Source organism: Sphingobacterium multivorum (genome assembly GCF_900457465.1).
Taxonomy (GTDB): Bacteria; Bacteroidota; Bacteroidia; order Sphingobacteriales; family Sphingobacteriaceae; genus Sphingobacterium; species Sphingobacterium multivorum.
The window spans coordinates 95,056-120,314 of record NZ_UAUU01000009.1; the positions used below are offsets into that span (position 1 = coordinate 95,056).

Annotated in this window: 21 protein-coding genes; 12 read left to right on the plus strand and 9 right to left on the minus strand. The window is 41.0% G+C overall.

Annotated elements, in window-relative coordinates:
- Positions 1–273: 273 nt before the first annotated feature.
- Positions 274–939, minus strand: coding sequence for a tRNA (5-methylaminomethyl-2-thiouridine)(34)-methyltransferase MnmC2 (mnmC2, locus tag DTA23_RS12105; protein WP_112374891.1), 666 nt, complete (start codon positions 937–939; stop codon positions 274–276).
- A gap of 146 nt (positions 940–1,085) precedes the next feature.
- On the minus strand, positions 1,086–1,232 hold the full coding sequence (locus DTA23_RS27125) for a hypothetical protein (RefSeq protein WP_172462400.1): 147 nt from the start codon (positions 1,230–1,232) through the stop codon (positions 1,086–1,088).
- Positions 1,233–1,512: 280 nt separating this feature from the next.
- Here DTA23_RS27125 and DTA23_RS12110 point away from each other — a divergent pair, with 280 nt between their 5' ends.
- Complete coding sequence (locus DTA23_RS12110) at positions 1,513–2,763, plus strand: dicarboxylate/amino acid:cation symporter (protein ID WP_112374892.1); 1,251 nt, start codon at positions 1,513–1,515, stop codon at positions 2,761–2,763.
- A 97-nt stretch (positions 2,764–2,860) separates the two neighbouring features.
- Here DTA23_RS12110 and DTA23_RS12115 read toward each other — a convergent pair whose 3' ends face one another.
- Entirely contained in the window at positions 2,861–3,820 is a 960-nt protein-coding gene (locus tag DTA23_RS12115; RefSeq protein WP_112374893.1) for a lipid A deacylase LpxR family protein, read from the minus strand.
- A gap of 382 nt (positions 3,821–4,202) precedes the next feature.
- Here DTA23_RS12115 and DTA23_RS12120 point away from each other — a divergent pair, with 382 nt between their 5' ends.
- From DTA23_RS12120 to DTA23_RS12135, 4 genes are all read left to right on the plus strand, one after another.
- Complete coding sequence (locus tag DTA23_RS12120; RefSeq protein ID WP_046672794.1) at positions 4,203–4,610, plus strand: cytochrome c maturation protein CcmE domain-containing protein; 408 nt, start codon at positions 4,203–4,205, stop codon at positions 4,608–4,610.
- Between the two features lie 19 nt (positions 4,611–4,629).
- Positions 4,630–7,089, plus strand: coding sequence for a heme lyase CcmF/NrfE family subunit (locus DTA23_RS12125; protein ID WP_112374894.1), 2,460 nt, complete (start codon positions 4,630–4,632; stop codon positions 7,087–7,089).
- Positions 7,089–7,850 carry a Rossmann-like and DUF2520 domain-containing protein gene (locus DTA23_RS12130; protein WP_112374895.1) on the plus strand — a complete coding sequence of 254 codons (762 nt, stop codon included), beginning with the start codon at positions 7,089–7,091 and terminating at the stop codon, positions 7,848–7,850. Before DTA23_RS12125 ends, DTA23_RS12130 begins: the two co-directional genes overlap by 1 nt.
- 186 nt (positions 7,851–8,036) lie before the next feature.
- Complete coding sequence (locus DTA23_RS12135; protein WP_075994264.1) at positions 8,037–9,593, plus strand: FMN-binding glutamate synthase family protein; 1,557 nt, start codon at positions 8,037–8,039, stop codon at positions 9,591–9,593.
- A 101-nt stretch (positions 9,594–9,694) separates the two neighbouring features.
- Here DTA23_RS12135 and DTA23_RS12140 read toward each other — a convergent pair whose 3' ends face one another.
- From DTA23_RS12140 to DTA23_RS12150, 3 genes are all read right to left on the minus strand, one after another.
- Positions 9,695–10,138 (minus strand): MarR family winged helix-turn-helix transcriptional regulator, encoded by a 444-nt coding sequence (locus DTA23_RS12140; RefSeq protein ID WP_046672798.1) that lies wholly within the window; start codon positions 10,136–10,138, stop codon positions 9,695–9,697.
- A 266-nt stretch (positions 10,139–10,404) separates the two neighbouring features.
- Positions 10,405–11,181 carry an amidohydrolase gene (locus tag DTA23_RS12145; protein ID WP_046672799.1) on the minus strand — a complete coding sequence of 259 codons (777 nt, stop codon included), beginning with the start codon at positions 11,179–11,181 and terminating at the stop codon, positions 10,405–10,407.
- A gap of 84 nt (positions 11,182–11,265) precedes the next feature.
- Positions 11,266–12,234 (minus strand): polyprenyl synthetase family protein, encoded by a 969-nt coding sequence (locus DTA23_RS12150; RefSeq protein ID WP_112374896.1) that lies wholly within the window; start codon positions 12,232–12,234, stop codon positions 11,266–11,268.
- Between the two features lie 111 nt (positions 12,235–12,345).
- On the opposite strand from DTA23_RS12150, the gene DTA23_RS12155 reads away from it, so the two are divergent.
- From DTA23_RS12155 to DTA23_RS12165, 4 genes are all read left to right on the plus strand, one after another.
- Entirely contained in the window at positions 12,346–13,515 is a 1,170-nt protein-coding gene (locus DTA23_RS12155; protein WP_112374897.1) for a glycosyltransferase family 4 protein, read from the plus strand.
- Positions 13,512–13,841, plus strand: a complete 330-nt coding sequence (locus DTA23_RS12160; RefSeq protein ID WP_046672802.1) for a metal-sulfur cluster assembly factor — start codon at positions 13,512–13,514, stop codon at positions 13,839–13,841. Before DTA23_RS12155 ends, DTA23_RS12160 begins: the two co-directional genes overlap by 4 nt.
- 199 nt (positions 13,842–14,040) lie before the next feature.
- Entirely contained in the window at positions 14,041–14,211 is a 171-nt protein-coding gene (locus DTA23_RS27130) for a hypothetical protein (protein ID WP_172462402.1), read from the plus strand.
- A gap of 180 nt (positions 14,212–14,391) precedes the next feature.
- Positions 14,392–15,540 carry a TlpA family protein disulfide reductase gene (locus DTA23_RS12165; protein WP_112374898.1) on the plus strand — a complete coding sequence of 383 codons (1,149 nt, stop codon included), beginning with the start codon at positions 14,392–14,394 and terminating at the stop codon, positions 15,538–15,540.
- A 67-nt stretch (positions 15,541–15,607) separates the two neighbouring features.
- Here the strand turns inward: DTA23_RS12165 and DTA23_RS12170 are convergent, their stop codons facing one another.
- Both DTA23_RS12170 and DTA23_RS12175 read right to left on the minus strand, forming a co-directional pair.
- Positions 15,608–16,852, minus strand: coding sequence for a cation:proton antiporter (locus DTA23_RS12170; protein ID WP_112374899.1), 1,245 nt, complete (start codon positions 16,850–16,852; stop codon positions 15,608–15,610).
- A 3-nt stretch (positions 16,853–16,855) separates the two neighbouring features.
- Entirely contained in the window at positions 16,856–17,335 is a 480-nt protein-coding gene (locus DTA23_RS12175; protein ID WP_046672804.1) for a cation:proton antiporter regulatory subunit, read from the minus strand.
- Between the two features lie 522 nt (positions 17,336–17,857).
- Here DTA23_RS12175 and DTA23_RS12180 point away from each other — a divergent pair.
- Together DTA23_RS12180 and DTA23_RS12185 are read left to right on the plus strand one after the other, a co-directional pair.
- Positions 17,858–20,842: a SusC/RagA family TonB-linked outer membrane protein gene (locus tag DTA23_RS12180; RefSeq protein WP_112375430.1), complete on the plus strand. Its 2,985-nt coding sequence runs from the start codon at positions 17,858–17,860 to the stop codon at positions 20,840–20,842.
- Positions 20,843–20,900: 58 nt separating this feature from the next.
- Positions 20,901–22,523 (plus strand): RagB/SusD family nutrient uptake outer membrane protein, encoded by a 1,623-nt coding sequence (locus DTA23_RS12185; protein WP_112375431.1) that lies wholly within the window; start codon positions 20,901–20,903, stop codon positions 22,521–22,523.
- Positions 22,524–22,572: 49 nt separating this feature from the next.
- Here the strand turns inward: DTA23_RS12185 and DTA23_RS12190 are convergent, their stop codons facing one another.
- The gene (locus DTA23_RS12190) at positions 22,573–23,355 is read right to left on the minus strand and encodes an MBL fold metallo-hydrolase (RefSeq protein WP_112374900.1); all 783 of its coding nucleotides are present in this window, start codon (positions 23,353–23,355) and stop codon (positions 22,573–22,575) included.
- A 114-nt stretch (positions 23,356–23,469) separates the two neighbouring features.
- On the opposite strand from DTA23_RS12190, the gene recJ reads away from it, so the two are divergent.
- Complete coding sequence (recJ, locus tag DTA23_RS12195; protein WP_046672806.1) at positions 23,470–25,170, plus strand: single-stranded-DNA-specific exonuclease RecJ; 1,701 nt, start codon at positions 23,470–23,472, stop codon at positions 25,168–25,170.
- Positions 25,171–25,259 lie beyond the last annotated feature (89 nt).

The following is a 25,259-nucleotide window of genomic DNA, read 5'->3' on the forward strand; positions in this document are numbered from 1 at the left end:
TGCCTAATAAAATCGATTGGATTTAACAGCATTACTCATGGACGAAAATAGATCGTTTTTTTTCGCAACAGGCCTTTTCTTACCACTAGGTAACAAAATTTCCCTTAGATTCGTACTCTTCCAATTCCCTAAATGTAAGCTTTTTAACCTGTGTAAGCTTTGTATCACTCTGCTTAGCAATGAATCTGTGGCATCGTCATGTAGTTATTTCTTTCGTCATGTATGTTGATCCTTTTGATTAACTCTTTCCGATGCTATTATATAAGACAACCGCTACAACTTTGTCGCACGCAGCATTTCCCGCTTGCCTGGTGCTCCGGGAGCCTTTTCTATCGAAAATCCCAATGCTTTCATACTGCGTTTGAGGTTCCCGGTAATCGCATAAGTCACAAAAACACCACCCGGTTTAACAAACTGTGCAATATGCCCCAAGGCAGCATCATTCCACATCTCAGGCTGATGCACAGCAGCAAAGGCATCAAAATAAACGACGTCAAATAAGCGGTCCGATTGAAAATTCATCAACAGGGTATGATCAATATGAAGTTTTAATTGTTCGTTAATCTGCACGTTTCCCGTCAAAGCCAGCTCGTATGCATTCAAATAACTTGTCCAAACAGTTGGGTGTACCGTCGCATCATAGCCCGTTGCAGCAATAGTAGACAAAGGCAGGGGAAATCCTTCAATTCCGACGTATTCCACCTGAAAAGATTTATCCCTAAGAAAGTCGGCTGTTTGTAGAAAATTCAAACCGGTACCAAAGCCAACCTCCAAGATACCAACGTCGGCGGCTCCTGTCGTTTGTACATAGTGGTCAAGCCCTGTTTTTATAAAAACATGCCTACTTTCCTGTACCGCACCGTGTTTCGAATGATAACATTCTCCTATTTCAGCATTAAACAAAGTTTTCGAACCATCTCCTGTCGTTACAAATTCCATTTTTATACAAATACGTTAAGTTCTAATTTTTACACATGGAGTCCAAACAAAGAAACGACGCCAAAACGAATGGCCTACTCCCTGCCCATGATGCATATCATTGCTACTGTCCAAAGATAAAAAAGCCAATGCCCGTATCAAAATCCTCACGGTTTTAGCAAGCCCGACCATCGATCAGCGTAGACTAAAGGTGATGTCAACCAATTGACCAATACATCGACTTCCAAATGAAAAAGCATATCAATACCGAGCGTATAGTAGGCATGGGTACCGCTATAAAAAAATGCTTTCAATAAAAAAAGTCCAGTCGACAAAAGCGGATTTTTTCAGTAAGAAAAAACAAAAATGAACAAACACGCATAAATTCAGCTTGTTTTAATAGACCTATTCGAGAAAAACAGTATTTTAGCAATCTAAATAAGAAACATTCACAAAACCTAATGGAATATCCAAACCTAACAAGCGCAAGCAATACAACAGCATTGGATATTCTCCATATGACCAAATTACAAAAACAATATAAGCAGTTCTTCCATGCGAATGAACTCCTTCTAAATAACTAATCATACACCTATGAAATACGCTACAAAAACTTTTGTGCAGAACTACGGCAGTATCTTACTTCTACTCCTTGGGATCAGTATTGGAAGTTTGATCGGCATTTTTTTTCCTTCTATCGTCAACAATCTTAAACCGATCGGCGACATTTTCCTAAACCTGCTCTTTGTTAGCGTCATACCCTTGGTATTTTTTGCCATATCCTCATCTGTTGCTAATATCGATGGCGACAGTGTACTAGGAAGAATCATCGGCATGATGTCGTTCGTATTTGTACTGGGTATTGTCGTCGCCGGACTATCAAGCATCTGCTTCCTTTACATTTTCCCGGTAGATGCTCCACTTCCTATCGAACAAGCAACTCAGATCGTGGAAACGGTTGCCCATGATTCTTGGGGTGAAAAAATGGTCCGCTTTTTAACTGTTAGCGAATTTTCAAGTTTATTATCACGACAAAATATGCTGGCCTTTGTCATCTTTTCATTCCTCGTTGGCATTGCTACACGCAAGTCTGGAACATCTGCAGAGACTTTCCGCAAATTTATAAACGCAGGCAATGTAGTGATGGGAAATCTGCTCGTGATGGTCATGAACCTCGCTCCCATTGGTTTGGGAGCATATTTTGCCTATCAGGTTGGAACATTAGGCCCTCAGCTCTTCGGTTTTTATGCCAAACCTATCGGGCTATATTACTTTTTCGGAATCTTCTATTTTTTCACGGTTTTCAGTTTATTCGCTTTTTTAGCATTCGGGCTTAAGGGGGTCAAACGCTATTGGCAAAACAACATATTACCTTCCTTAACTGCATTGAGCAGCTGCAGCAGCCTTGCCACCATGCCAGCTAACTTACTTGCGGCCAAACAAATTGGAATCCCCGACAGCGTCGCTAGTGTCGTCATTCCCCTAGGCACGACATTGCACAAGCATGGTTCTGCAATCGCCTGTATCTTTAAAATTTATGTTGCGCTTTTATTAAGTGGAAAGGATTTTTTTGATCCGTCGAACCTGATTATGGCGGTAGGAATTACCTTATTGGTCAGTATTGTGGCCGGTGGCATTCCTAATGGTGGCTATATCGGAGAAATGCTGATTATATCGGTTTATCAGATGCCAACCGAGGTAATCCCTTCCATTATGATTATCGCAACCTTGGTCGATCCCCTCGCAACAATGCTCAATGCTACTGGAGACACCGTAGCCGCTATGCTCACCAGCAGATTGATCGGGCAAAAACTGGCCGATCCTATTCCCGAAAATCCAGGCTAAACAGGCTACAAACGGCAAGCATTTCAAGGATAGCGGATCAACGGAGACTCTACCAATGCGCAGCGGATCAATATGGGTCATATCTATGGCTGGCAGATCAAAAACGGTAGGCAAAAAACAGCTCGCCATATTGATGCCGATGAAACACCGATTTGAGCTCTTTCGAATTGAAGATATAATTGATACCGTAATTGATCTTGTGATTCGACCAGTTGAAACCTATGCGGTGACTAAGCATCCAAGGCTGAATAGTGTATAGCTTGCCTATGGGATCATTTTGACCTCTCCCTCCTTCTACGGTTGCGCTGTAAAAAATACGGGACATGCTTGGTTGATAGATAAAATACCATTCTTTATCATTATCTGCTCTATCTTGTGTCAAATGCCCATGTGTAAGGGTGGATGCCTGATAGGATTTCAGCTTCCCCAACCGAAACGGGGCCGCAATCCCCAGATTGGTATTATTTAGTCCAATAGTCCCTTCACCGATAATTCCCACATCAAATTGCTGGTTTTGACTGCGATATAGTCCTTTTTTATAGGTTGCACTTAAATCAATACCGAAGGAATTTCCAAGCTGCGTATCCCAACCTGTTGCCTCATACATACCAAATAGATGATGGATAAACTTCTGGGCTTCTTCACCGTAGGATTTAGGACCGATCTGCGCCAATTCGGTCTTGAACTCAATGACCTGATCCTGCGGTAAAAATCGCGTTACCCCAGCACTAAAATAAAGGTAACCTGCAAACGGTCTATCGTATTTTTTTTCCTGCCGTCTATAGTCAATAATACTGATACCGTTATAAATACGCTGGCCTATTTCAAAATCCAATACCGTATTTGAAGACTGTTTATCCAGTTTCCCCGGCAACGCAATCCTATAGTTTATATTGATACCGTTTGTATAATAGCGGTCTTGACCGGTCAGGAGATAGACGTCATTGTCATTTTGAACAGCAATTTCCTGATTACGGAATTTCACCTGTCCAAAAACAAAAAAACAGGGAACTATAACAGCCCAAAAGAGGCCTAAAAATCGCAAAGCAACACTCATATTAACAGGAAATTGTAAAATTCATGCGATATCATTAGAACCAAAACAGCAAATTTCACTTGAAATTATTCAAAAGCATTCGAATCTAGCTTATTTTTCCAATTAATTCAAACTATTTAGAATAGATATAAATAATATGGAAAAGTTGCATTATTCCTTTCTTAGCGAATCTATTTGTAATTTTGCATTCGATTAGGTCTCAAATGTAAACAATTTGGGATTTTAGCGCGCATAACGTTGTCAGGTTTGGGTAATAATCTTTCGAAAAAAACAGAAAGATATCGGACAGATCGGAACAGCCATTAACTGGTAAAAAAACAAACCGAGTGAAACGAACTCATTGATACGATGAGGTCGGACACTTATAAATAAGTAAATACAAATGAAAAAAAGTTCAATTATTCTAATCGCTATCATTGCTGTCGCAATTGCCATGATACTTGTTATCTATACTGATTCAAGTACGTATTCGACATTTACCGAAGCTAAAGAAAAGAAAACCGAACTATATGTGGTAGGTCAATTGAATAAAGACAAAGCACTTCACTATGATCCCAAAACTGACGCCAACAAATTTTCGTTTTTCATGCGTGACAACGATGGTACAGAATGTGAAGTGATTTTTAGAGGTGCCAAACCTCAAGATATTGAACGTTCAGAGCAGATTGTATTGACAGGAAAAATGGACGGGAATGTGTTTAGGGCAAGTAAGATATTGATGAAATGTCCGTCGAAATATAACGATAAATCGGTCGTCACCGAGATCAATGCTACTGCTTTCAATAATTAATTCGTAAAATCAATTTTCAATGGACGTTAATTACGTTGGTGAGCACCTGCTGCCAGGGCAGATCGGACAATTTTTCATTGTACTTTCTTTTGGTGCTGCACTTCTATCTTGTATCAGTTACTTTTTTGCAACAAAATACCCTGAAGAGCATTCATGGAAAAAAATTGCACGTATTGCCTTCTGGGTTAATGCAGCCTCCGTCGTAGCGATTGGTGCAACTTTATTTTATATTATATACAATCACCTTTTTGAATATAATTATGCCTGGGCGCACTCGTCCAAGACACTCCCTACCTACTACATCATTTCCAGTTTTTGGGAAGGTCAGGAGGGTAGTTTTTGGCTTTGGATGTTCTGGCAAACGGTATTAGGCGCTGTTTTGCTCTTTAAAGCAAAAAGCTGGGAATCGTCTGTTATGACTTTCGTCATGTTATGTCAAGCATTTTTAGCATCCATGATTATTGGTGTGGAAATCTTCGGTCTGCGGATCGGTAGCTCTCCTTTTATCTTATTGCGTGAAGCAATGGATATTCCAATCTTTAGAGAAGCAAATTATCTTTCACTCATCACCGACGGTAATGGTTTGAACCCTTTACTTCAAAATTACTGGATGGTGATTCACCCACCGACACTATTTCTTGGCTTTGCGTCGATGATTGTTCCTTTTGCTTATGCAACAGGTGCTCTTTGGACCAAACGTTACAAAGAATGGATCAATGCAGCACTTCCTTGGGCTTTATTTGCCGTGATGATTTTAGGCGCAGGTATTATCATGGGCTCATTCTGGGCTTACGAAGCACTTAACTTCGGTGGATTCTGGGCATGGGATCCGGTAGAAAATGCATCTATTATTCCTTGGTTTACCTTGATTGCTGCTGTTCACGTCATGATTGCTTACAAGAATTCAGGCCACTCCTACTTCACCGCTACTTTTTTGGCGATGATCAGCTTTGTGCTTGTGATCTACGCATCTTACCTGACACGTAGTGGCGTCCTCGGAGAGACTTCGGTACACTCCTTTACCGACCTGGGCATGAGCGGACAATTGATCTTATTCAATGTTGTCTTTTTGGTTATCATGGTGGTCTTTCTTACCGTCAAAAAGAAAGAGATGCCCATCACTGAAAAGGATGAGGATATTTATTCAAGAGAATTCTGGATGTTTATTGGCGCCTTGGTATTGACTGTTGCCTGTGCACAGATCATTGCTTCAACATCAATTCCAGTGTTCAACAAGATCTTTGGTACCAAGGTAGCTCCGCCTTTGGATCCGATCCAACATTATAACAAATGGCAATCGGGTTTTGCCGTCATCGTGATGATCTTAACCGGATTTACGCAATTCTTAAAATACAAACGTACCGATAGCCGCAAGTTTTTGGCTTCCACTGTAGCATCGTTGGTTGTGTCTTTAATCCTAACGGCTGCTGTAGTCTATTTTACGAAGACGTATACCAACTTGATCTACATTTTGATCACCTTCGCAAGTATTTTCTGTATTCTGGCAAATATCCGCGTATTGGGTGACGCTGTCAAAGGTAAATGGAAACTGGCTGGTTCTTCGGTAGCCCATATCGGTTTTGGTTTATTACTTATCGGTGCCATGGTGGCCGCGGCAACCAACGAAGTCATCTCTGTCAACAACACGGGTTACATCGCTGTATCGGGATTCGACAAAGTAGAAAAGCCTGGCGACAACTTATTCCTGACCGAGGGTGAACCTGTACAAATGGGTGAATACAAAATTACCTATATCGGCGATAGCATTGTTGCTCCAAATACGTTCTATAAAATCAAATACGAGCGGATCGACGAAGAAACAGGCAAAGTGAAGGAGCATTTTGTGCTGCAACCTTTTGCACAAAACAACGCGAAAATGGGGGGGTTGATTGGTACTCCAGCCACCAAACATTATGTTAAACATGACGTATATACACTGATTACAGCGGCCGCAGCTGAAAGTCAAGCAACACACGCCAAAGTTCCTGCTGAAGATAAAACTGGTTTCGAGGACTACGAGGAGCCGGCAACATATCAGGTAAATATTGGCGATACCTTACGCTACCGCAATGGATATTACGTCATTGAAGGCTTAAACAAAGAGGCCCACCTAGAGAAAATTCCAAAGGGACCCAGTGATGTCATGGTTGGATTGAAAATAAAAGTATTTTCGGCCGACAACAAACAGTATGAGGTACAACCGATTTACTTAATTAAAGACGGTGGTGTTTACGACTTCAACAAGGATGTTACCGAGCAAGGACTTAAATTCAGATTTACGGGAATTAAACCTGACAAGGATAAACTGGAAATCATGGTTTATCAAAAGCCACTTCCAGAAAAGAAATGGGTGGTATTTAAAGCCATTAAATTCCCATACATCAACTTTTTCTGGTGTGGAACAATTGTCATGACCATCGGTTTTATCATGTCCATTGTGAGAAGAAATAAAGAGGAGAAACGAAAAGCACTTAAATAATGAACATTGTGATCTTAGGAAGCGGTAATGCCGCGACGCATTTTGGACAACAGTTTCAAAAAACAGGACAGCATATCGTTCAGATCTACAGTAAAACAAAAGCCAATGCAGACGCATTGGCTTTTGCGCTTCATTGCACAGCAACTGACCTACTGTCTGAACTCGACCTCCATGCCGATCTCTACCTTATTGCTGTTTCGGATCAAGCTATTTTACCGCTAGTAGAAGCGCTACCGAAGGATTTAACAGGCATTGTTGTCCACTGTTCAGGAGCAACCGATCTTGCTGCCCTGGCTGGATTTAAAAACACGGGCGTCATCTATCCACCACAATCGTTATCCAAAAATAAAGCAGTGGATTTCTCGACAGTTCCACTTTGCATTGAGGGTAACACAGATGAAAATAGTGCCGCGCTACTTCAGCTTGCACAGACATTTGCACCGCAGAGTATCTATTGTAACTCACCGCAACGCTTAGCCATTCACCTGGCCTCGGTCATGGTCAATAATTTCTCCAATATCCTCTATCAGATGGCTTTTGAGTTACTGGAAGAAAACAACTTATCCTTTTATTTAATCAAACCAATTATCCTGGAGACGGCAGAAAAGGTGCAAAATCATATTCCAATAACAGTTCAGACAGGTCCGGCGATCCGACAGGACAGCACAACAATGCAAAAACATTTGCAATTTATTAGCAATAAACCAGATTTACAGCAAATCTATCAACTTTTGTCGCAGGAGATTACTAAAAGAAAATAGTTTATTAGAAACGGTTATAAACTTATCAAAACTTACCTCCAGGGGGTAAATATATCCATTTACTTCAGGAACTTTAGTACATTTGCTTCGTCCAAAAGCGCATTTTGGAATGCTAATTGAGTAATAAAATAGTCAGTTGGGCTAAACATTAAAATAGCGAATTAAAACTAAACAATCGTATTTTCTATGGAAGTTAGAAAACTCATTCTTTCAATAATGATTGTGATTAATTTAATCATTGTATCATTTGGATTTATATTTACATCAAGCTGGTTTTGGCTGCTTATTATCCCATTCCCATTGCTATTGATCGCGTTATATCATAGTTTCCAGACCAAACATGCCATTCTGCGCAACTATCCACTAGTTGGATATTTCCGCTATATCTTCGAATCTATTCGTCCTGAGTTGAGACAATATTTTTGGGAATCGGACATGGATGGACGTCCTTTCAACAGAAGACAACGTTCGATCGTATACCAACGTGCAAAAAATCAACGGGAAACTGTTGCATTTGGTATGCAGACTGATCCACAGGCTGTCGGGAATGAATGGGCTGCGCACTCTGTTTTCCCTTGTCATATCGAAAACCACGATCTGCGTACCACGGTAGGAAATGCAGCCTGTAAGAAACCCTATAGCTTAAGTGTGTTCAACATCTCGGCTATGAGTTATGGTGCCTTGAGTAAAACAGCGATAACGGCATTAAATAAAGGTGCTGCACTTCAAAACTTTGCACACAATACCGGCGAAGGGGGGATCAGCGATTACCACAACAATGGAGGTGATTTAATCTGGCAGGTCGGTACAGGTTATTTTGGCTGCCGCAATAAGGAGGGAAAATTTGATCCCGAACTTTTCAGAGAAAAATCCAACCGTGAAAACGTGAAGATGGTCGAATTGAAACTCTCGCAAGGCGCTAAACCTGGTCATGGCGGTATTCTTCCGGCAGCGAAAAACACACCTGAGGTCGCTGCTATTCGTCACGTCATCCCCGGAACAGACGTGATGTCGCCACCAGCACATAGTGCTTTCTCTTCACCGACTGAAATGATGCACTTCATACAACAGCTGCGCGAGCTATCCGGTGGAAAGCCTATTGGCTTCAAAATCTGTATCGGCGATAAACATGAGTTTATCGACATCTGTCATGCCATGCAAAACACGCAAATCTTCCCGGATTTTATCTCCGTAGATGGATCAGAAGGTGGTACAGGAGCTGCTCCACTTGAGTTTACAGATAACCTAGGGATGCCACTATACGATGCATTGGCATTTGTAACGAAAACCTTGATTGCTTTTGGTTTAAAAAAACATGTTAAAGTTATTGTATCAAGCCGTATCGTAACAGGTTTCGATATCTTGAAAGTCATTGCCTTAGGCGCAGATGCATGTTATAGTGCTCGCGGAATGATGTTCGCTTTAGGTTGTATTCAGGCACTTAAATGTAATGAAGACGTCTGTCCGGTTGGGGTTGCCACACAACAGCCGCATTTATACAAAGGACTCGACGTAAACGATAAATATGTGCGCGTCGCCCAGTTCCACCGCAACACATTACGTGCTACAGTCGAAATTATGGAAGCTTGTGGTTTCAAAACACTTTCGGATGTATCGGCAGATAAATTCTATCGTAAAGTGGATGCCATCCGGACACTCAGTTTTCAAGAAATCTATTTCGGAACCGAAGGTAAATTGGTCAACAGCCATACAGACTTCGAAAGCAAACTTTTTGAAGATTAATTGCTAGCAATTCATAAAAAGAAGGTCCCCCATGTATTCATAGGGGACCTTTTTTTTATACCTTGATAGTTCCCTTACAGGATAAAACCCGCTAATTATCTTTATTTCAAATTAAACAATACGCGGTGCAGAATCGTATTTGATAAAGTAATTTGATCGTCGGCCAATCCCCCTAAGGCCTGTTCAATTGTATTTTTTGCCTGCTTCATTCCTTCATCCTTCATCTTCCGCCCGATTTTTGTTAAATAGATCAGATTGGATCGTCTGTCGTTTTTATCATTGACGCGGATAACCAGATTTACCCGTTCCAGATTATTAATTAATCGAGTGACACTTGGTTTATCTCGAAATGTGCGAACAGCAAGCTCCTGCTGGGTAAGCCCCTCTTCTACCCACAGGTTATACATGATACTCCATTGTTCAGAAGTAATGTTTAACCCGGCCTCCTTGAGATTACGCTGTAATCTCCGCATAACTGCAATTGAGTATTTCCCTGTTAAGAAATTATAAAAATACTCTTGTGATACTAAATCTTGGTCTAACATATGAATAATGGTTATGGTTGTTTACGCAACTTATTTTAATAATAAAACGTCGTCTTTCAATCAATTTGAGAAAAAGCTAAACGTATTTTGGCTAATAGTTAGCCTAAATTACGCTTTAATATAGCTGTCTCAAACAAAATTTTATCAACATGTCATAAGTAGATGTTGATAAATCATAACAATTTGATTTATACTAGACTGAATTTAATAAATAAAAAGGATACAAACAAAATAAATGCTTGCAATTGTACCTAATTTAGAGGATGTTATCCGATTGTAAAAGAATCGGAATCTTTTAAGAAAGGAAATTTCTCACGTGCTTCCAACAGATCGTTCGGATTTAAGGTAAAGGTATACAAGTCCTCATCTTCCGGTTTATAATACACCACGTCACCAAGAGGGGATATACACATAGAGCCACCAGAATAGTAAATATCATTACCGTCGTGCCCAACACGGTTTACCCCAACAACATAAGCTTGGTTTTCTATTGCACGTGCCGGAATAAGAGCTCTCCAATGTGCTGAGCGCTTGTCTGGCCAGCTGGCGGTATACACTAAAATATCATATGCTCCGTTTTGATTTTTAGACCAGACTGGGAATCTCAGGTCATAACAGATCATCGGGCAGATTTTCCATCCTTTGATATCGACCAGGATACGTTCATTTCCTGGCTCAAAGTACTCGCTTTCTTTGGATAATCCGAAAAGATGACGTTTATCATATTTTACATATTTACCGTCTGGAAACATCCATACAAAGCGATTATAGTATTTCCCACCTTCTTCGATAATCAAAGAACCGGCAACAACACAGTTAAGTGAGCTTGCCATTTCAAATAGCCATCTTGTCGTAGGTCCATTTGCAGGTTCTGCACATTTCTCGACATTATTCGTGAAGCCTGTATTAAACATTTCGGGGAGAATAATAACATCCGTTTTCTCACGCAATGAGGAAAGTCTCAAGGCTAGATTATTTAGATTCTTCTCAATATTTTCCCAGAATAAATATGCTTGAAATACGGTGATTTTTAAAGGCTCCATGAACGTAATCTAAAAATTTATTTAATTATTTTCTTACAAAAAAAACATTTAATGGCAAGATACGAATTTTAATAGAATTTATACTTATTGCTGTCTTACCAAAAGGTTATTTGCTAACACTAATAACGCTTCTTTGCGATCATTTGGTACATTCAATGCTTCCATTTTTTCAAATGCCCGTTGCGTATAGCTATCTTTCAACTCGTCGGCCGCAGTTTTAATCGCATACTTGTCGTATAAGGCAAGCATATCCGCTACTTTTGATGGAGCAGTCTCTATAGTGGCATTTAATAGGGCTTGTAAAACCGTCTTATCATCATCCGAAATTACTGCCATCAACTTCACCAATAAAAAAGTTTTTTTATTGATCATGATATCACCACCAACAATCTTTCCAAAAGTATCTGGATCTCCATATGCATCCAAGATATCGTCCTGTAATTGAAATGCTAAGCCTACGTTCTCTCCAAAATCGTAGATCAGCTGCTGTTGCTGTTCATCTGCTCCCGACAGAATAGCCCCCAACTGTAATGCTCCACCCAATAACACCGAAGTTTTAAGACGGATCATCTCAAGATACTCAGGCATTGTCAGCGAATCCCGGCTCTCATAATCCATATCTAATTGCTGGCCTTCACATACCTCCATAGCCACTTTACTCAAAATTTTCAAAGTTGCAGGCAAGTAAATAGGATTACACTTTGAAATTTCCTCATACGCTTTGACCAACAAGCCGTCTCCAGACAATATGGCAATATTAGCATCCCACTTTTCGTGAACTGTCGTTTTACCTCTTCTTAAAGGAGCCTTATCCATCAGATCATCGTGGATCAGTGAAAAGTTATGAAAAAACTCCACTGCTTTGGCAGCAGGGATAATTTCCTCCATCTCTTGCATGCCGAATAATTCGGCGGCCATCAATGTCAGCACAGGTCGAACCCTCTTTCCGCCCAAAGTCAATATATACCGTATCGGATCATATAAATTTGATGGTGTTTCAGGAAATTGACTTGTCTCTATCGCCTCTATCACGAGTTGTTGTAAATGTTGCATATATCTTTACGATCGAATCTTGCGAATATAGCAATAATCATATAGAAATGGCAATTTTGTCCCTTTAAAGGAAGTCACCTCAAAATTGTACATTTGTATAAGTCTTTTATTATGCGCATACTGATTATCCATACATTTTATCAAGATCCTGGTGGTGAAGACACTGTATTTCAGCAGGAATCTTCCCTCCTCGCGCAAGGACATGAGGTCCAAACGCTAACCTTTCAAAATAAAAAGGGGTTGCAGGGTGCACTACAGACAATAGGATCTTTTTGGAATATTTGCGCTGCTCAACGTGTCAAAAAAATAATTCGGGCGTTTAAACCAGACATCGTTCACGTTCACAACACGCATTATGCAGCCGGCCCGATTATCGTGCGTACCATTGCCAAACTCGGCGTCCCCCAGGTCATGACCCTGCACAATTTTCGTTTACTATGCCCTTCGGCGACACTGTACCACCATAACCGTCTCTTTCTGGATTCAATCCAAGAGGAGTTTCCATGGACAGCCGTCCGACAAAAAGCATTTAACAATTCTATCGTAAAAACATTTCTTCTCGCACTGAATTATTGGTTTCACCGTAAAATTGGGACTTGGAGAAAGGTCAATCGCTACATCAATTTAAGCTCCTTTGCAAAGAACATATTCGTTGAATCGACGTTACACCTTCCGCCTGTTCAATTCGCGATAAAACCGAACTTTGTCTTTCCTACGAGAATAGCACCAGAGGGGCCGCAGGCCCACTTTGTATATGTCGGCCGTCTTTCAGATGAAAAGGGGATATTACAGCTGATCGATGCTTTCATCGGCACAGATTTTCAACTAGCAATTATCGGCGGCGGTCCGCTCGAAAATGAGGTTTTGAGAAGCATTAAAGACCAGGCGAATATTTCCTACCTCGGTTTTAAAAAGAGATCAGAAATACTTCCCTTGATAGCCAAAGCACAGGCTTTACTTGTACCATCGATTTGTTTTGAAGGGATGCCGATTACGATTCTTGAGGCTTATTCAGTCGGAACAGCTGTGCTTTGCTCCAATTTAGGCCCACTCCCCGAACTGATTATCCCTGGCAAAACAGGACAAACGTTCGATCCCCACAACAAAAACGATATCATCCAATGTTTGAGGGAGTGGAGCACAAAAACAACAAATGAAAAAGATGAGATAAGAAAGACCTGTATTGCTTACTATTTTAGTAATTTTACGCCTGAAATAAATGAAGCGAAGTTATTAGCGATCTATCAGGACGCTATTCACGATAAAAAACGGAATAAATGAGTATCATTGTATTAGATAAACTGGGTCTGGCGCCACAGATCCAAGCTGTACTGGAAACAATTTATGATCCTGAACTGAAACCCGCAAATATTGTGGATTTGGGGCTTGTATATGAAATCATTACGAAGGAAGAGGGTATTGCAAAGATTGTAATGACGTTGACTGCTCCTGGCTGCCCCGTGGCAGGCGAAATCATGAATGAAGTTCAAGAAAAAGTTGCTGCTGTAGCAGGTGTCAAAGAAGCATTGGTCGAATTGACATTTGATCCACCATGGACAAAAGACATGATGTCGGAAGAAGCAAAACTAGAGTTAGGGTTTTTATAGCGAAATCCGAAAGAAACTCAAAAACTTTATCAAAAAATACAAACTGTGATTTCACATGAGCATTAAATGCGGAGGACAGGTTTAAAAGATACATACCTAAAAAAGGTCCACATTAGAGATAATTGGACCTTTTCTAGGTATACTTAGATAGCAATTTGAAGTTTAATTTTTCCTATATTTAGTTAGAAATAACCAATATATGAAAAAACCGCTGCTTCTCGCCTTTGGACTATTCCTTGTATTTATCAATCAATCTCATACGCAAGAAGCAACGCTCACGATCGATATTTCATCTCCCCAAGAGAAACACAATACAGCTGGATGCTATTGGGGTCAATACAATCACATCCGATGGGTCATCAACTTATAAACTCATCAATAATCGGTTTAATAAGACTTTTACGATTCCCCACATCACCAAACTCTATGTGACAGGTGTCAGTAATTCCAATTGGAGTCAACAATTGTACATTTCCCCCGGAGATCATCTTCATGTTCGGGTAGATTTCAAAAGATGGTAAAGATCAGATTACAATAACAGGTAAAGGTAGTGAGAACAATCAGCCGTTCTATTTCCCCGACGACATTTATTTTTGAAGAACTTCGGGAGGATTCGCTTCCAGATAGGTTACTTGTGGCGATACAAAAAAATATGGATAGCTTAAGCCAGGAAACCAAGAGATATATTACTCAAAACAAACCAACGGCAACCTTCGAAAAAGTTCTACAATACAATCTGGCTTATGCTCCTGCAGAATTGTTTCTCAATTTTTACGGTAACCATAAGTTTTATTTAGAATCACGAGATGATAGTGAAAAATTGACGGCAATCTGGAAACAGAAAAGGGATAGTCTACTGGCTGTATACCCCTTGAATAATGCCGAAGCATTGATCAGTCCAATATATAAAATGCTGATCGGAAATTATCTTTTACAAAGGAAAGAAGAACTTTGGGCTACTGCTCAGTCAAGCGATTTCCTTTCGACCTATTATTCGGAATTTCCTTCAAACCAAAGAGCACAAGCATACTCCGGTGATCCGGAGAACTTATTGCAAGAAAAGATCATCAATAAGGAATTTACAGGTCAAATCAACGAATATCTATATGCTTACCTCTTACAAATGATGAGCAGGTCAAAAAAAACCAATGCTACAGTCATCTTCGACCGTTTTAAGGCTAAATATCCGACCAGTTTATACCGTTCTCTTTACGAACCAATGATCACTGAAGCACGTATAAACGAGAAGCGACCGTTGAATGAAAAAATGGTCTTTTTAGATAGCAGTGGCCGATTGAAAAAGCTGGATGATGTAATCAACCTATTCAAAGGAAGAACTGTTTTGGTTGATATGTGGGGAACTTGGTGTGGCCCCTGTCATCAAGAAATTGAGAAAAATGCACATGCATTGAAAACACACTTTAAAAATAAGGATCTGCAATTCCTTTATATCTCAAACTTTGACTTAAAAAATCAACTCAATTGGAAAAAACTCATCCGCTATTATAGTATGGAAGGAAGTCATGTTTTAGCAAGCCGGGAGCTTTCAGAAGACGCAATGAACAAAACAGGTAGTGATAGCTTCCCGACTTATTTTATTATTAAAAAGGATGGGACATATGAACTTTCGAAAGCAGGTTATCCAATGGAAAGAGAGCTGTTGATCAAACAGCTGGAAGAAGCCATGTCATACCACTGATGAACTTGATCTAAAAATCTTGCTCTATTTTTTGAACAGCACTTTTAAGTGGACGAGTGTAACCTGTCTATTTACCGAGACTATTATTTTCCAAATCACTCAACTTTTTCAAAGGCTTGGCGCTATTGGCATCCGCACCGAAAAGTAATTTCCAAAGCTTACGTGACTCTTTGGTCAATAGTGGGGATACAATGGAAAGAATGAGCACATATACAACCACAAAAGATTGAATAACGGGTAATAAAGCCCCTGCTTTACCAATATTTGCCATGATAATGGAAAACTCTCCCCGCGCAGACAAGGTAAAGCCAATATCAAAAGAAGTTTTAGGTTTCATACCCGAAAATTTAGCTGCAAAATAGCCCGAAGCAAGATTCCCCATCACCGTCACCAGCGCTGCAATCGAAGCCCAAAAGACAGCTCCTCCAAGGGACATAATGTCAATAGACAATCCGAAACTAAAGAAAAACATGGCCCCAAAAAAGTCCTTATAGGGCAGCACCATCGATTCAATCTTTTTGATGTATTGCGAATCCGCCAACACTAAGCCGGCCATCAATGCCCCGATAGCCTCCGCAACATGGATGGTTTCGGAGAAACCTGCCACAATAAAAAGTAAGGCAAAGATGATCAATATAAATAATTCAGAAGTTTTCTCCTTCAATAAGCGATCGATCGCAGGCACCAATTTTCTGCCTAAAATCAAAAAGGCCAATATAAATCCCAAAGCCAGTAAGGAAGTTCCAGCTACCGTCCAAAACGAACTGCTTCCTGTTAGTATCAGGCCCGAAAGGAAAGAAATATGCATCGCTATAAACAGGTCATCGAACATAATCATCCCCATGATGACCTCCGTCTCCGGGTTGGCTGTGCGTTTGAGATCTGTCAGCACCTTTGCAACAATCGCCGTGGATGAACTCGTCATGATACCACATAACACCATCATCTCCTTAAATGGCATATCCATCAACCAACCAATCAACAACCCTGAGGTAAAGTTCAATAAGACGTAAATTGTTCCGCCGGTGACAATTGCTTTACCGGATTTAATCAGTCGATTGACCGAAAACTCAAGGCCAAGGTAGAACAGCAGGAATAATACGCCCAACCGTCCCATGAAATCAATAAAGGGTTTACTTTCTGTAAATGTTAAATCCACCAGACCAACCTGCGGAGCGTGCTGCCCCAAAACCATTCCTATAATAATGAAAAATGGAATAACAGAAAACTTAAGCTTATTGGCGATGAGGCCAACAATGGCAACAAGTCCTACAGCGATTCCAATTTCCAGTATTAAGGTATGTGATAGCATAAATTACAGTAAAATTTCCTTCAAAAGTTTAATATTATTCTTCTTTCCAGCGATGACAAGTGTGGTGCCTGGGCTAATCAAATAAGACGGTCCTGGATTTATAACCGTATCATCATCCCGTATCCCAGCAATAATCGATGCGCCTGTACGTTGACGAACTTCCAGCTCTCCAATTGTCTTTCCGGCACCCTCATTTTTGCCTTCCACTTTGTACCATTCAATGCGTAAATCGTCCAAAGCAACTTCAATTGTCTCCAAAGCTTTAGGCTTGTAGGACAAACCACCGATAATACCCGCAATCTGCCGAGATTCATCGTCATTGAGTGTCATGACGCAACGTGACTCATGTTCCTCATCATCATAGCGATAAAGTTCCCGTCTGCCATCGTCATGGATAACAACAACCATATTGTCTCCCGCATCGGTTTCAATTTGAAATTTTTTTCCAATTCCAATCAGATCGGACTCTCTTACAATAGACATAATTTTCTATTTAAATAAATACTAATAATATAAGCTTCATAACGTGGTATACCACAATTACAAAAACAAGCTGAAGGTTTTTACTACAAAAACAAAGACTTTGAGGAAAAACAGCATCAGCCCTTAGCTACTAAAACACAAATTTACCCAAAAAATCAATCTTAAACGAATCCGCAGGTAGCTAACGGGATGGGCTACAAAGAGCAAATTACCCCAAAATACTAAAAAAAGAGCAGAAAAACGACTCTTTTAACCGATTTCATCCCTTTTTTCGACGTATGGCATCGTGATGACATAACTGAACAACAATAAAAGCACTCGGTGTACATAGGCTATTAACGATCCGAGTTCCTAACAGAACAAATCAGCTTTTATTAGCTCCAATTTTCATTACAAATACCCATTTCTATAACGTTTTCGTAGTTCATGCAATCGTTTTTTCCAAGAAGCAATAGAATTGCCAAAGGTTTATTTCTTTATAATTGCCGCATTAAACACTTACTGAATCTAAATTACACACCTATGGTCAAAAAGAGTCATCTCATCCTTCTGACACCATTATCAATCTTGTCATCAGCGGCACCTATTTACGGGGTAGCGAACCCACGTAATTTGGTTGCAATAACCAGTCGTTCACCCTTCCAGCAAGTCATCTCCGGAAAGGTCGTTGATGAAACTGGGAAACCAATAAGCGGCGTTACCGTTTCTGAAAAAGGTAAAGCGGCAGCAACGACAACCAATCAAGACGGTATCTTCTCCCTGAGCGTCAGTTCAAAAAATGCCATCCTAACATTTAACTCGATCGGATTTACAGCGAAAGAAGTCTCCGCGGCACAAGCAGCACAAATAACCTTGACAAAATCCGAGGATGTTTTGGATGAAGTTGTGGTCGTAGGTTATGGTAAACAGAAAAAGAGCGATTTGACAGGAAGCATCGCTACAGTGGAAGCAAAATCCCTAGAACGAATAAATTCACCGAATGTTGTCGATAAACTTCAAGGTAAGATTTCTGGTCTGGCGATCAATTCCGGTTCAGCCAAACCTGGTGAAACAGCTTCTATCAATATTCGGGGTGAGAACTCGATATCCGCGTCCAATGCTCCCCTAATTATCTTGGATGGAATCCCTTTTAGTGGTTCCTTGGGTGATATCTCTTCCAATACAATTGCCAGTATCTCGGTATTGAAAGATGCCTCATCCACTGCAATTTATGGTTCAAGAGCTGCAAATGGCGTTATCCTTATCACCTCAAAAAAGGGTGCAGCAGGAAAAGCACGCATCAATTATAACGGTTATTTTGGGGTACAAAGTGTAGAACGTCGTCTTAAATTGATGAACGGCCCACAATACATCCAATTTACGCGTGATTACCAGGCTTCGAAAGGAAAAACCGGCGATCAGCTTAACCCTGAGAATTATCTTTTTGCCAACGTATTGGAACAATACAAAAAAGGGGAAGAAGTCAATTGGCAGGATGAAGTATTCAATAGCGGCGCTCCTGTTCAGGAACATCAACTCAGTTTTTCGGGCGGAACGGATAAATCCGATTATTATGCATCTGTGAGCTACCTAAATCAAGATGGCGTTGTAAAAAATACGCCATACGAAAGATACAATGTCAATCTGAACCTCAATCAAAGTTTAAGCTCTTGGTTAAAGCTAGGAATGACCATGCAGGCTTCTCAAGGGAACCGCGACGGCGTACAGCCCAACTTCGAGAGTGTTGTAAAACTTTCCCCTTACAGTAAAAACCGCGATGCCGATGGTACTGCTATAACGTACCCGATGTATGCACAAACACTATGGGCGCATCCTTTTGCAGACGAAAAAGGCCAATGGGATCAGACCAGAAGAACAGTCTATGCGAATACTTGGCTTGATGTGAAACTCCCTATCGAAGGATTAAGTTTCAAAACCACATTCGGAACCAACTACCGAAATATTAATGAAAACTCCTATTACGGTTCAAATACGGTTACAGGACGTGGCGTAAATGGTACCGGATCAATTTACAATGAGCATTTTTGGGACTGGACCTGGGAAAATCTCTTGACCTATGACCGTACCTTTGGTGACCACAAGATCAATGTCGTGGGTCTCTATTCTTCGCAGAAAACAAATTTGAAAACTTCAAGAATGAACGGAGACGATTTTGTATCAGATGCCGGATATAACAACATGGCCTCTGCCTCTAAAAATCTTAAGATCGAATCTAATCTGCAAAATACAGCGATGATTTCCTACATGGGAAGAATCAACTATGCTTTTAAGGATCGTTACCTATTAACTTTAACCGGTCGTTCGGACGGTTATAGTGCATTCTCGATCAACAACCGATATGCATTTTTCCCATCGGTTGCAGGAGCCTGGGTGGTTTCTAAAGAAGGAAATGTGCAGGATTATTTCGATTTATTAAAACTTCGTGTTTCTTATGGTAAAAATGGAAACCAGGCCGTATCGCCATATCAAACTTACGACCGTCTGACTAACGTCGATTATATCTATGGTCTTGACCCCGTCAAAGGACTTGTGATGAATTTCAATGGCCGTGGAAGTAATCTAACGTGGGAAACAACAGCTTCATTAAACCTTGGTTTGGATTTTGGTATTCTCAAAAATAGACTTTCAGGAACGATCGACTACTACTCCTCTAAGACATCGGATCTCTTATTAAGTGAACAGGTTCCTGTCATGAACGGTTACAACACCATTTTGACCAATATCGGTGAAACCTCAAACAAAGGGATCGAAGTTACCTTGAATGCCATACCGGTCAAAAATGGCAATTTCCAATGGAACGTCAATACGACCTTTGCCTATAACAACAATAAAATCACCAAACTGCGCGCGGATGGAAAAGATGATTTGACCAATGCCTGGTTAATCGGAAAGCCTATCCGTATTTTCTACGATTATAAAGTCATTGGTGTATGGCAAGAGGGCGACGACATCGCAAACTCCTATCAGCCTAAAGCGAAACCTGGCGATGCCAAGTTAGCAGATCTCAACAACGACGGTAAAATCGACGCCAGTGACCGTACGATGATGGGGAACAAGATATCGCCTTATACACTTGGTATTGGTAATGATTTCACCTACAAGAATTTCTCCCTGTCAATCTTTATGAATGGAGCCTTTGGCGGAACGAAAATAGATGATTTCAAAAACATCGAACGTTTCTTACCTAACAACGGTGCCAATTACCTTGCCGACATGCCTTACTGGACGCCAGAGCGCACCAATACAGATATTCCATCGCCTGGATATACGCCAGTAAATAACCATACTTATTATATCAATTCATCCTATTGGCGAATTAGAGACTTTAGCTTGGGCTATACTTTTGACGGCGATTTTCTAAAAAGATTGAATCTCTCTTCCATTAAAGCTTTTATCAACGCCCGTAACCTCTATACATTCTCCAAAATCAAAGGTTACAACGTAGAGGCATTGAGCGTGAGTTCGACCACAGGTAATCCAACAACGACAAATATTGCCAGTCCTTAACCTGTTGCAAGAACATTCTCATTGGGAGTAAATGTCCAATTCTAAACACATCAAGATCATGAAGAAAAGAAATACAACTTTATATACAATGCTAGCTGGCCTAAGCTTACTTTTCACAGGCTGCAGCAAGAACTTCTTAAATGAAGACACCAGTAGCTTTCAGTCACCTGATAATACCTATATTAACACGAAAGGCTTCGAAACTGGACTAAATGGTTTATACTCTTATGCCCGCATGGAATTCCTGACCTGGAACGGTAGTATCTTTTCCCAAGGAGCAACCCCGCAGGAAGCGCTACAGGTCGGAACGGATATCGTTGCCATCAAAACTACAGGTACAGACGCTACATTGGCTCCATTCAGCAATTATACGCTAAATCCGGCTTCGTCTTATGTACGCAATTATTGGAAATATGCCTACGGATTTATCGGTAATACCAATACCATCCTCGAGGCTTTAAAAAAGGATGGTATCAGCTGGACGGACAAGGATAACGATCCAAAACGTGTAGAAGCAACGGCCCGTTTCTTCCGCGCCTATAGCTATCGCTACTTAGTCAACTTATACGGCGATGTGCCTTGGGTGGACAAGGTCTCCGAAACACCCCGTCGTGATTTCACCCGTACACCGAAAGCTGAAATCTTGACGCACATGATTGAAGACCTGAAGTATGCAAGTGAAAACCTACCCGACAATCCAGGTACAATTCAGGAAGGTAAATTGACGAAATGGGCCGCTTTACACTACCTGGCAGAAGCATATATCGAAGCTGGACAGCCAGATTTAGCTGTAGAGGCTGCCAACAAAGTGGTTCAAAATGGCTACTTTAAATTAAACGATCAACGTTTTGGTGCCGAAAAAGATAAACCCGGGGATTATTTCCACGATATGTTTATTGAAAACAATCAAAATCGCGGTTCCGGCAATCAAGAAACCATCTGGGCCATCCAATTGGTATACAATACACAAGGAGGTGGCGACCGCTACACCGATTGGAGCAAACGCGCGTGGGTTCCTTTCTATTCACAACAAAAAGGATTTGCTTTGGCCGACTCACTTGGAGGAAGAGGTCTTGGGCACGTACGCCCTTACCAATGGTGGCTGGATAGCTATGAAAAACAGGATGTCAGAAATTCATCTTTCAATATCAAACGCGATTGGTATTATAACGATCCCTCCGTACCTGAGCTTTATGGAAAGAAGATCGTACTTACCGACGCGATCAAAGAATCAGGCAATGTATTCCCGACAACAACCAAATTTTTCTACGGGAAGACAGCTGTTGACCCTGCATTTGAAGGAAATATGAAGGACCGTGTGAAAGTACGTTTGGCCGAAACTTACCTACTATTGGCAGAAGCATACTGGCGTGCCAATAAACCGGCACAAGCTAAGGATGCCATCAACGCTGTCCGTGCCCGTGCAAAAGCGTCATTAATCGATGCCGCAGCGATCAATGCGGATTTGATTCTCGACGAACGCGCCCGCGAGCTTATTGGTGAGGAAATGCGTCGCATGACCCTTGCCCGTTTCGGGGAGGATGTATTTTTACGCCGCGTGCAAACATTAAACACACAATCGAAAAATGTGGTGAAAAAAGAATTTATTCTTTGGCCAATTCCACAAGAAGTTATCGACAGTAACACTGGTGCAGCCTTCCCACAAAATCCGGGATACTAAACCTTCCAAAAAACCTTCATGAGCCCAAAGGCCATGGAGGTTTTTTCTTTTACGACTTTGCTTCAATCAGTTTATAGGTGCCATCTTCCCGGATCTGACTACGACCAATGGTGATATTTTTTGAATGGTAAAACAAAAAAATCCAGCCCGCTGGTGCACCTTCTGCCCAGTACTCCTGACGTAGCTCTTTGGAACGCCGACCATCAAAATCATATTTGGCGACATAGTTATGGAAAATTTCTTCGGGCTCAGGTAATACATCTCCGCCAAAGAAATAGTGCTGGTCGCCCGTTTGAATATGAAATGCCTGATGATGTGCTGTATGTCCACCATTGAGCGCATAGCTGATTTCTGCATTTATTCTTCCTTCACCTTCCACCAGAACTAAATTTCCACTGCGTTGAATCACATCAAAAATCTCGGTCCTGTATGAACTGGAGATACCTGAATAGGCATCTTCCCATTCGCCACGTTGAACAATATATTCGGCTTCGGGAAATGCGATGCGTCCCATTCCGTTTTCAAATGTGACCATCCCTCCAGCATGATCCTTATGAAGATGAGACATCAGTACATATTTTACATCTTCCGGTTCAAAGCCAGCCTTACGGATATTATGATGCAGTTGTAGCACGCCACTGTCATCGGTATAGCCAAGACCGGTATCACAGAGTACAAGTCCCGCATCAGTTTCGATCAAAAAGGGGTGAACTTGAATAAATAGGGAGCCTGGCCGGTCCTGGGGCTTGTCGATTAACGGATCAAAGGGTATAAATTTTCTGCTTTTGTCGACTGAAAAAGAACCTTCATATAAAGAATAAGCCTGCACCATATTTAAAACATTGGGAATATGCACGTTAAGCAACAGCGGATCAATACCGGGTTTAGGAATTAGGTAAGTCCAGCCTTAAAACGTATATTTACACTTAAAATATTGTGCAAAGATATGCAAAAAAGGTGGGTACTAAAATCTAAAACTGATGTCAAAATAACCAACAAACTGCGCGAGGAATTAAACATCAACACTGTCTTGGCAGAGTTGCTCGTGAGTAGAGGAGTGGAGACTTTTGACGAATCAAAGCAGTTTTTTAGGCCTCAATTATCGGATTTGCACGATCCATTTTTGATGCGGGACATGGAAAAAGCCATCACCCGGATCATCCAAGCCATTGGCAACAAAGAAAAAATACTCATCTATGGAGACTATGACGTAGACGGTACAACAGCTGTTGCCGTTGTTTATAGTTTTTTCAGGGAATTTCATAGCCAGCTGGAGTTTTATATTCCAGACCGCTATGCCGAAGGTTATGGAATCTCCACACAGGGTATTGACTATGCCGCAGCAAATGGTTTCAGCTTAATTATTGCATTGGACTGCGGTATCAAGGCAATCGATAAAATAGATTACGCAAATAGCAAAGGAATTGATTTTATCATTGGCGATCACCACCTTCCCGGTGAGGAACTTCCCAAAGCCTACGCCGTGTTAGATCCCAAGCGTGCAGACTGTGAATACCCTTACAAAGAACTTTCAGGTTGTGGAATAGGCTTTAAGATTATTCAGGCTTTTATACTCACCAATGGCATGGATATCAATGCCTGTTATCAGTTTTTGGATCTTGTGGCCGTGAGTATTGCTTCGGACATTGTTCCTATTACCGGCGAAAATAGAATACTAAGCCACTTTGGTCTCATTAAACTCAATACGAATCCCTGCGTCGGACTAAAGGCACTGATTGATTTATCCAATAATCGAACGAAGATCTTTACAGTGAATGACATCGTGTTCCAGATCGGGCCCCGCATCAATGCAGCGGGCAGAATAGACCATGCTAAGGACGCCGTCAAACTTTTGATCTCCAAATCGCTGCAAGAAGCCAAAGACTTCAGCTCTAGCATAGACGATCAAAACAATGTACGGAAAGACTTTGATCTCAAAATAACAGAAGAAGCGCTTGCACTGATTGAGGATAATGTTCTTCTTAAAAGCCGAAAATCCACGGTATTGTATAAAGCCGACTGGCACAAAGGTGTCATTGGTATTGTCGCTTCCCGACTGACCGAAAAATATTACCGTCCGACGATTATATTGACCGAAACAAATGGTCATATTGCAGGTTCCTGCCGTTCGGTACTGGGTTTTGACTTGTATGAAGCCTTAAGCGAATGCGCTGACTTGTTGGAGCAATTTGGTGGTCATAAATATGCTGCCGGACTAACGATGTCCTTAGATAATGTCACGCTATTCCAGGATCGTTTTGAGGAAGTGGTATCGCGACGTATCAGTCCTGAAATGCTGACCCAAGAAATTTTGATCGATGCAAAGTTGGCATTGAAAGATATCGATGCTAAGTTCTTCCGTATTCTCCAGCAGTTTGAACCTTTCGGGCCCCAAAATGAATCCCCTATTTTCCTCAGTAAAAAGGTAAATGCAGTAGGACAGGCTTTTATTGTGGGCACCAATCACCTCAAGATGACGGTTATTCAAGAAGACTCTCCTTCATTTGACTGTATCGGTTTTGGACTGGCAGAACATATCACACACATCAATTCTGGGCAAAGTTTCGACATCTGCTACAGCATTGAAGAGAATGTGTGGCGCAACAAAAGAAACTTACAGCTCAACATCAAAGGGATTAAGTATTAGTATTGCATTAGTAAGAAGATATTAAATATATTTACACAAGATTTGGTCGGGCATCCCCCCATACTGGATTAGATACCAGGCATGAAAGA

Bases quoted from the DNA above. Each gene is read 5' to 3' on its own strand.
- DTA23_RS12170 (WP_112374899.1), bottom strand. From the start codon at position 16,852: ATGCTATCACATACCTTAATACTGGAAATTGGAATCGCTGTAGGACTT.
- mnmC2 (WP_112374891.1), bottom strand. From the start codon at position 939: ATGGAATTTGTAACGACAGGAGATGGTTCGAAAACTTTGTTTAATGCT.
- DTA23_RS12150 (WP_112374896.1), bottom strand. From the start codon at position 12,234: ATGCAACATTTACAACAACTCGTGATAGAGGCGATAGAGACAAGTCAA.
- recJ (WP_046672806.1), top strand. From the start codon at position 23,470: ATGCAAAAAAGGTGGGTACTAAAATCTAAAACTGATGTCAAAATAACC.
- DTA23_RS12185 (WP_112375431.1), top strand. From the start codon at position 20,901: ATGAAGAAAAGAAATACAACTTTATATACAATGCTAGCTGGCCTAAGC.
- DTA23_RS12125 (WP_112374894.1), top strand. From the start codon at position 4,630: ATGGACGTTAATTACGTTGGTGAGCACCTGCTGCCAGGGCAGATCGGA.
- DTA23_RS27130 (WP_172462402.1), top strand. From the start codon at position 14,041: ATGAAAAAACCGCTGCTTCTCGCCTTTGGACTATTCCTTGTATTTATC.
- DTA23_RS12110 (WP_112374892.1), top strand. From the start codon at position 1,513: ATGAAATACGCTACAAAAACTTTTGTGCAGAACTACGGCAGTATCTTA.
- DTA23_RS12155 (WP_112374897.1), top strand. From the start codon at position 12,346: ATGCGCATACTGATTATCCATACATTTTATCAAGATCCTGGTGGTGAA.
- DTA23_RS12140 (WP_046672798.1), bottom strand. From the start codon at position 10,138: ATGTTAGACCAAGATTTAGTATCACAAGAGTATTTTTATAATTTCTTA.
- DTA23_RS12130 (WP_112374895.1), top strand. From the start codon at position 7,089: ATGAACATTGTGATCTTAGGAAGCGGTAATGCCGCGACGCATTTTGGA.
- DTA23_RS12160 (WP_046672802.1), top strand. From the start codon at position 13,512: ATGAGTATCATTGTATTAGATAAACTGGGTCTGGCGCCACAGATCCAA.
- DTA23_RS12115 (WP_112374893.1), bottom strand. From the start codon at position 3,820: ATGAGTGTTGCTTTGCGATTTTTAGGCCTCTTTTGGGCTGTTATAGTT.
- DTA23_RS12180 (WP_112375430.1), top strand. From the start codon at position 17,858: ATGGTCAAAAAGAGTCATCTCATCCTTCTGACACCATTATCAATCTTG.
- DTA23_RS12145 (WP_046672799.1), bottom strand. From the start codon at position 11,181: ATGGAGCCTTTAAAAATCACCGTATTTCAAGCATATTTATTCTGGGAA.
- DTA23_RS12190 (WP_112374900.1), bottom strand. From the start codon at position 23,355: ATGGTGCAGGCTTATTCTTTATATGAAGGTTCTTTTTCAGTCGACAAA.
- DTA23_RS12175 (WP_046672804.1), bottom strand. From the start codon at position 17,335: ATGTCTATTGTAAGAGAGTCCGATCTGATTGGAATTGGAAAAAAATTT.
- DTA23_RS12135 (WP_075994264.1), top strand. From the start codon at position 8,037: ATGGAAGTTAGAAAACTCATTCTTTCAATAATGATTGTGATTAATTTA.
- DTA23_RS12120 (WP_046672794.1), top strand. From the start codon at position 4,203: ATGAAAAAAAGTTCAATTATTCTAATCGCTATCATTGCTGTCGCAATT.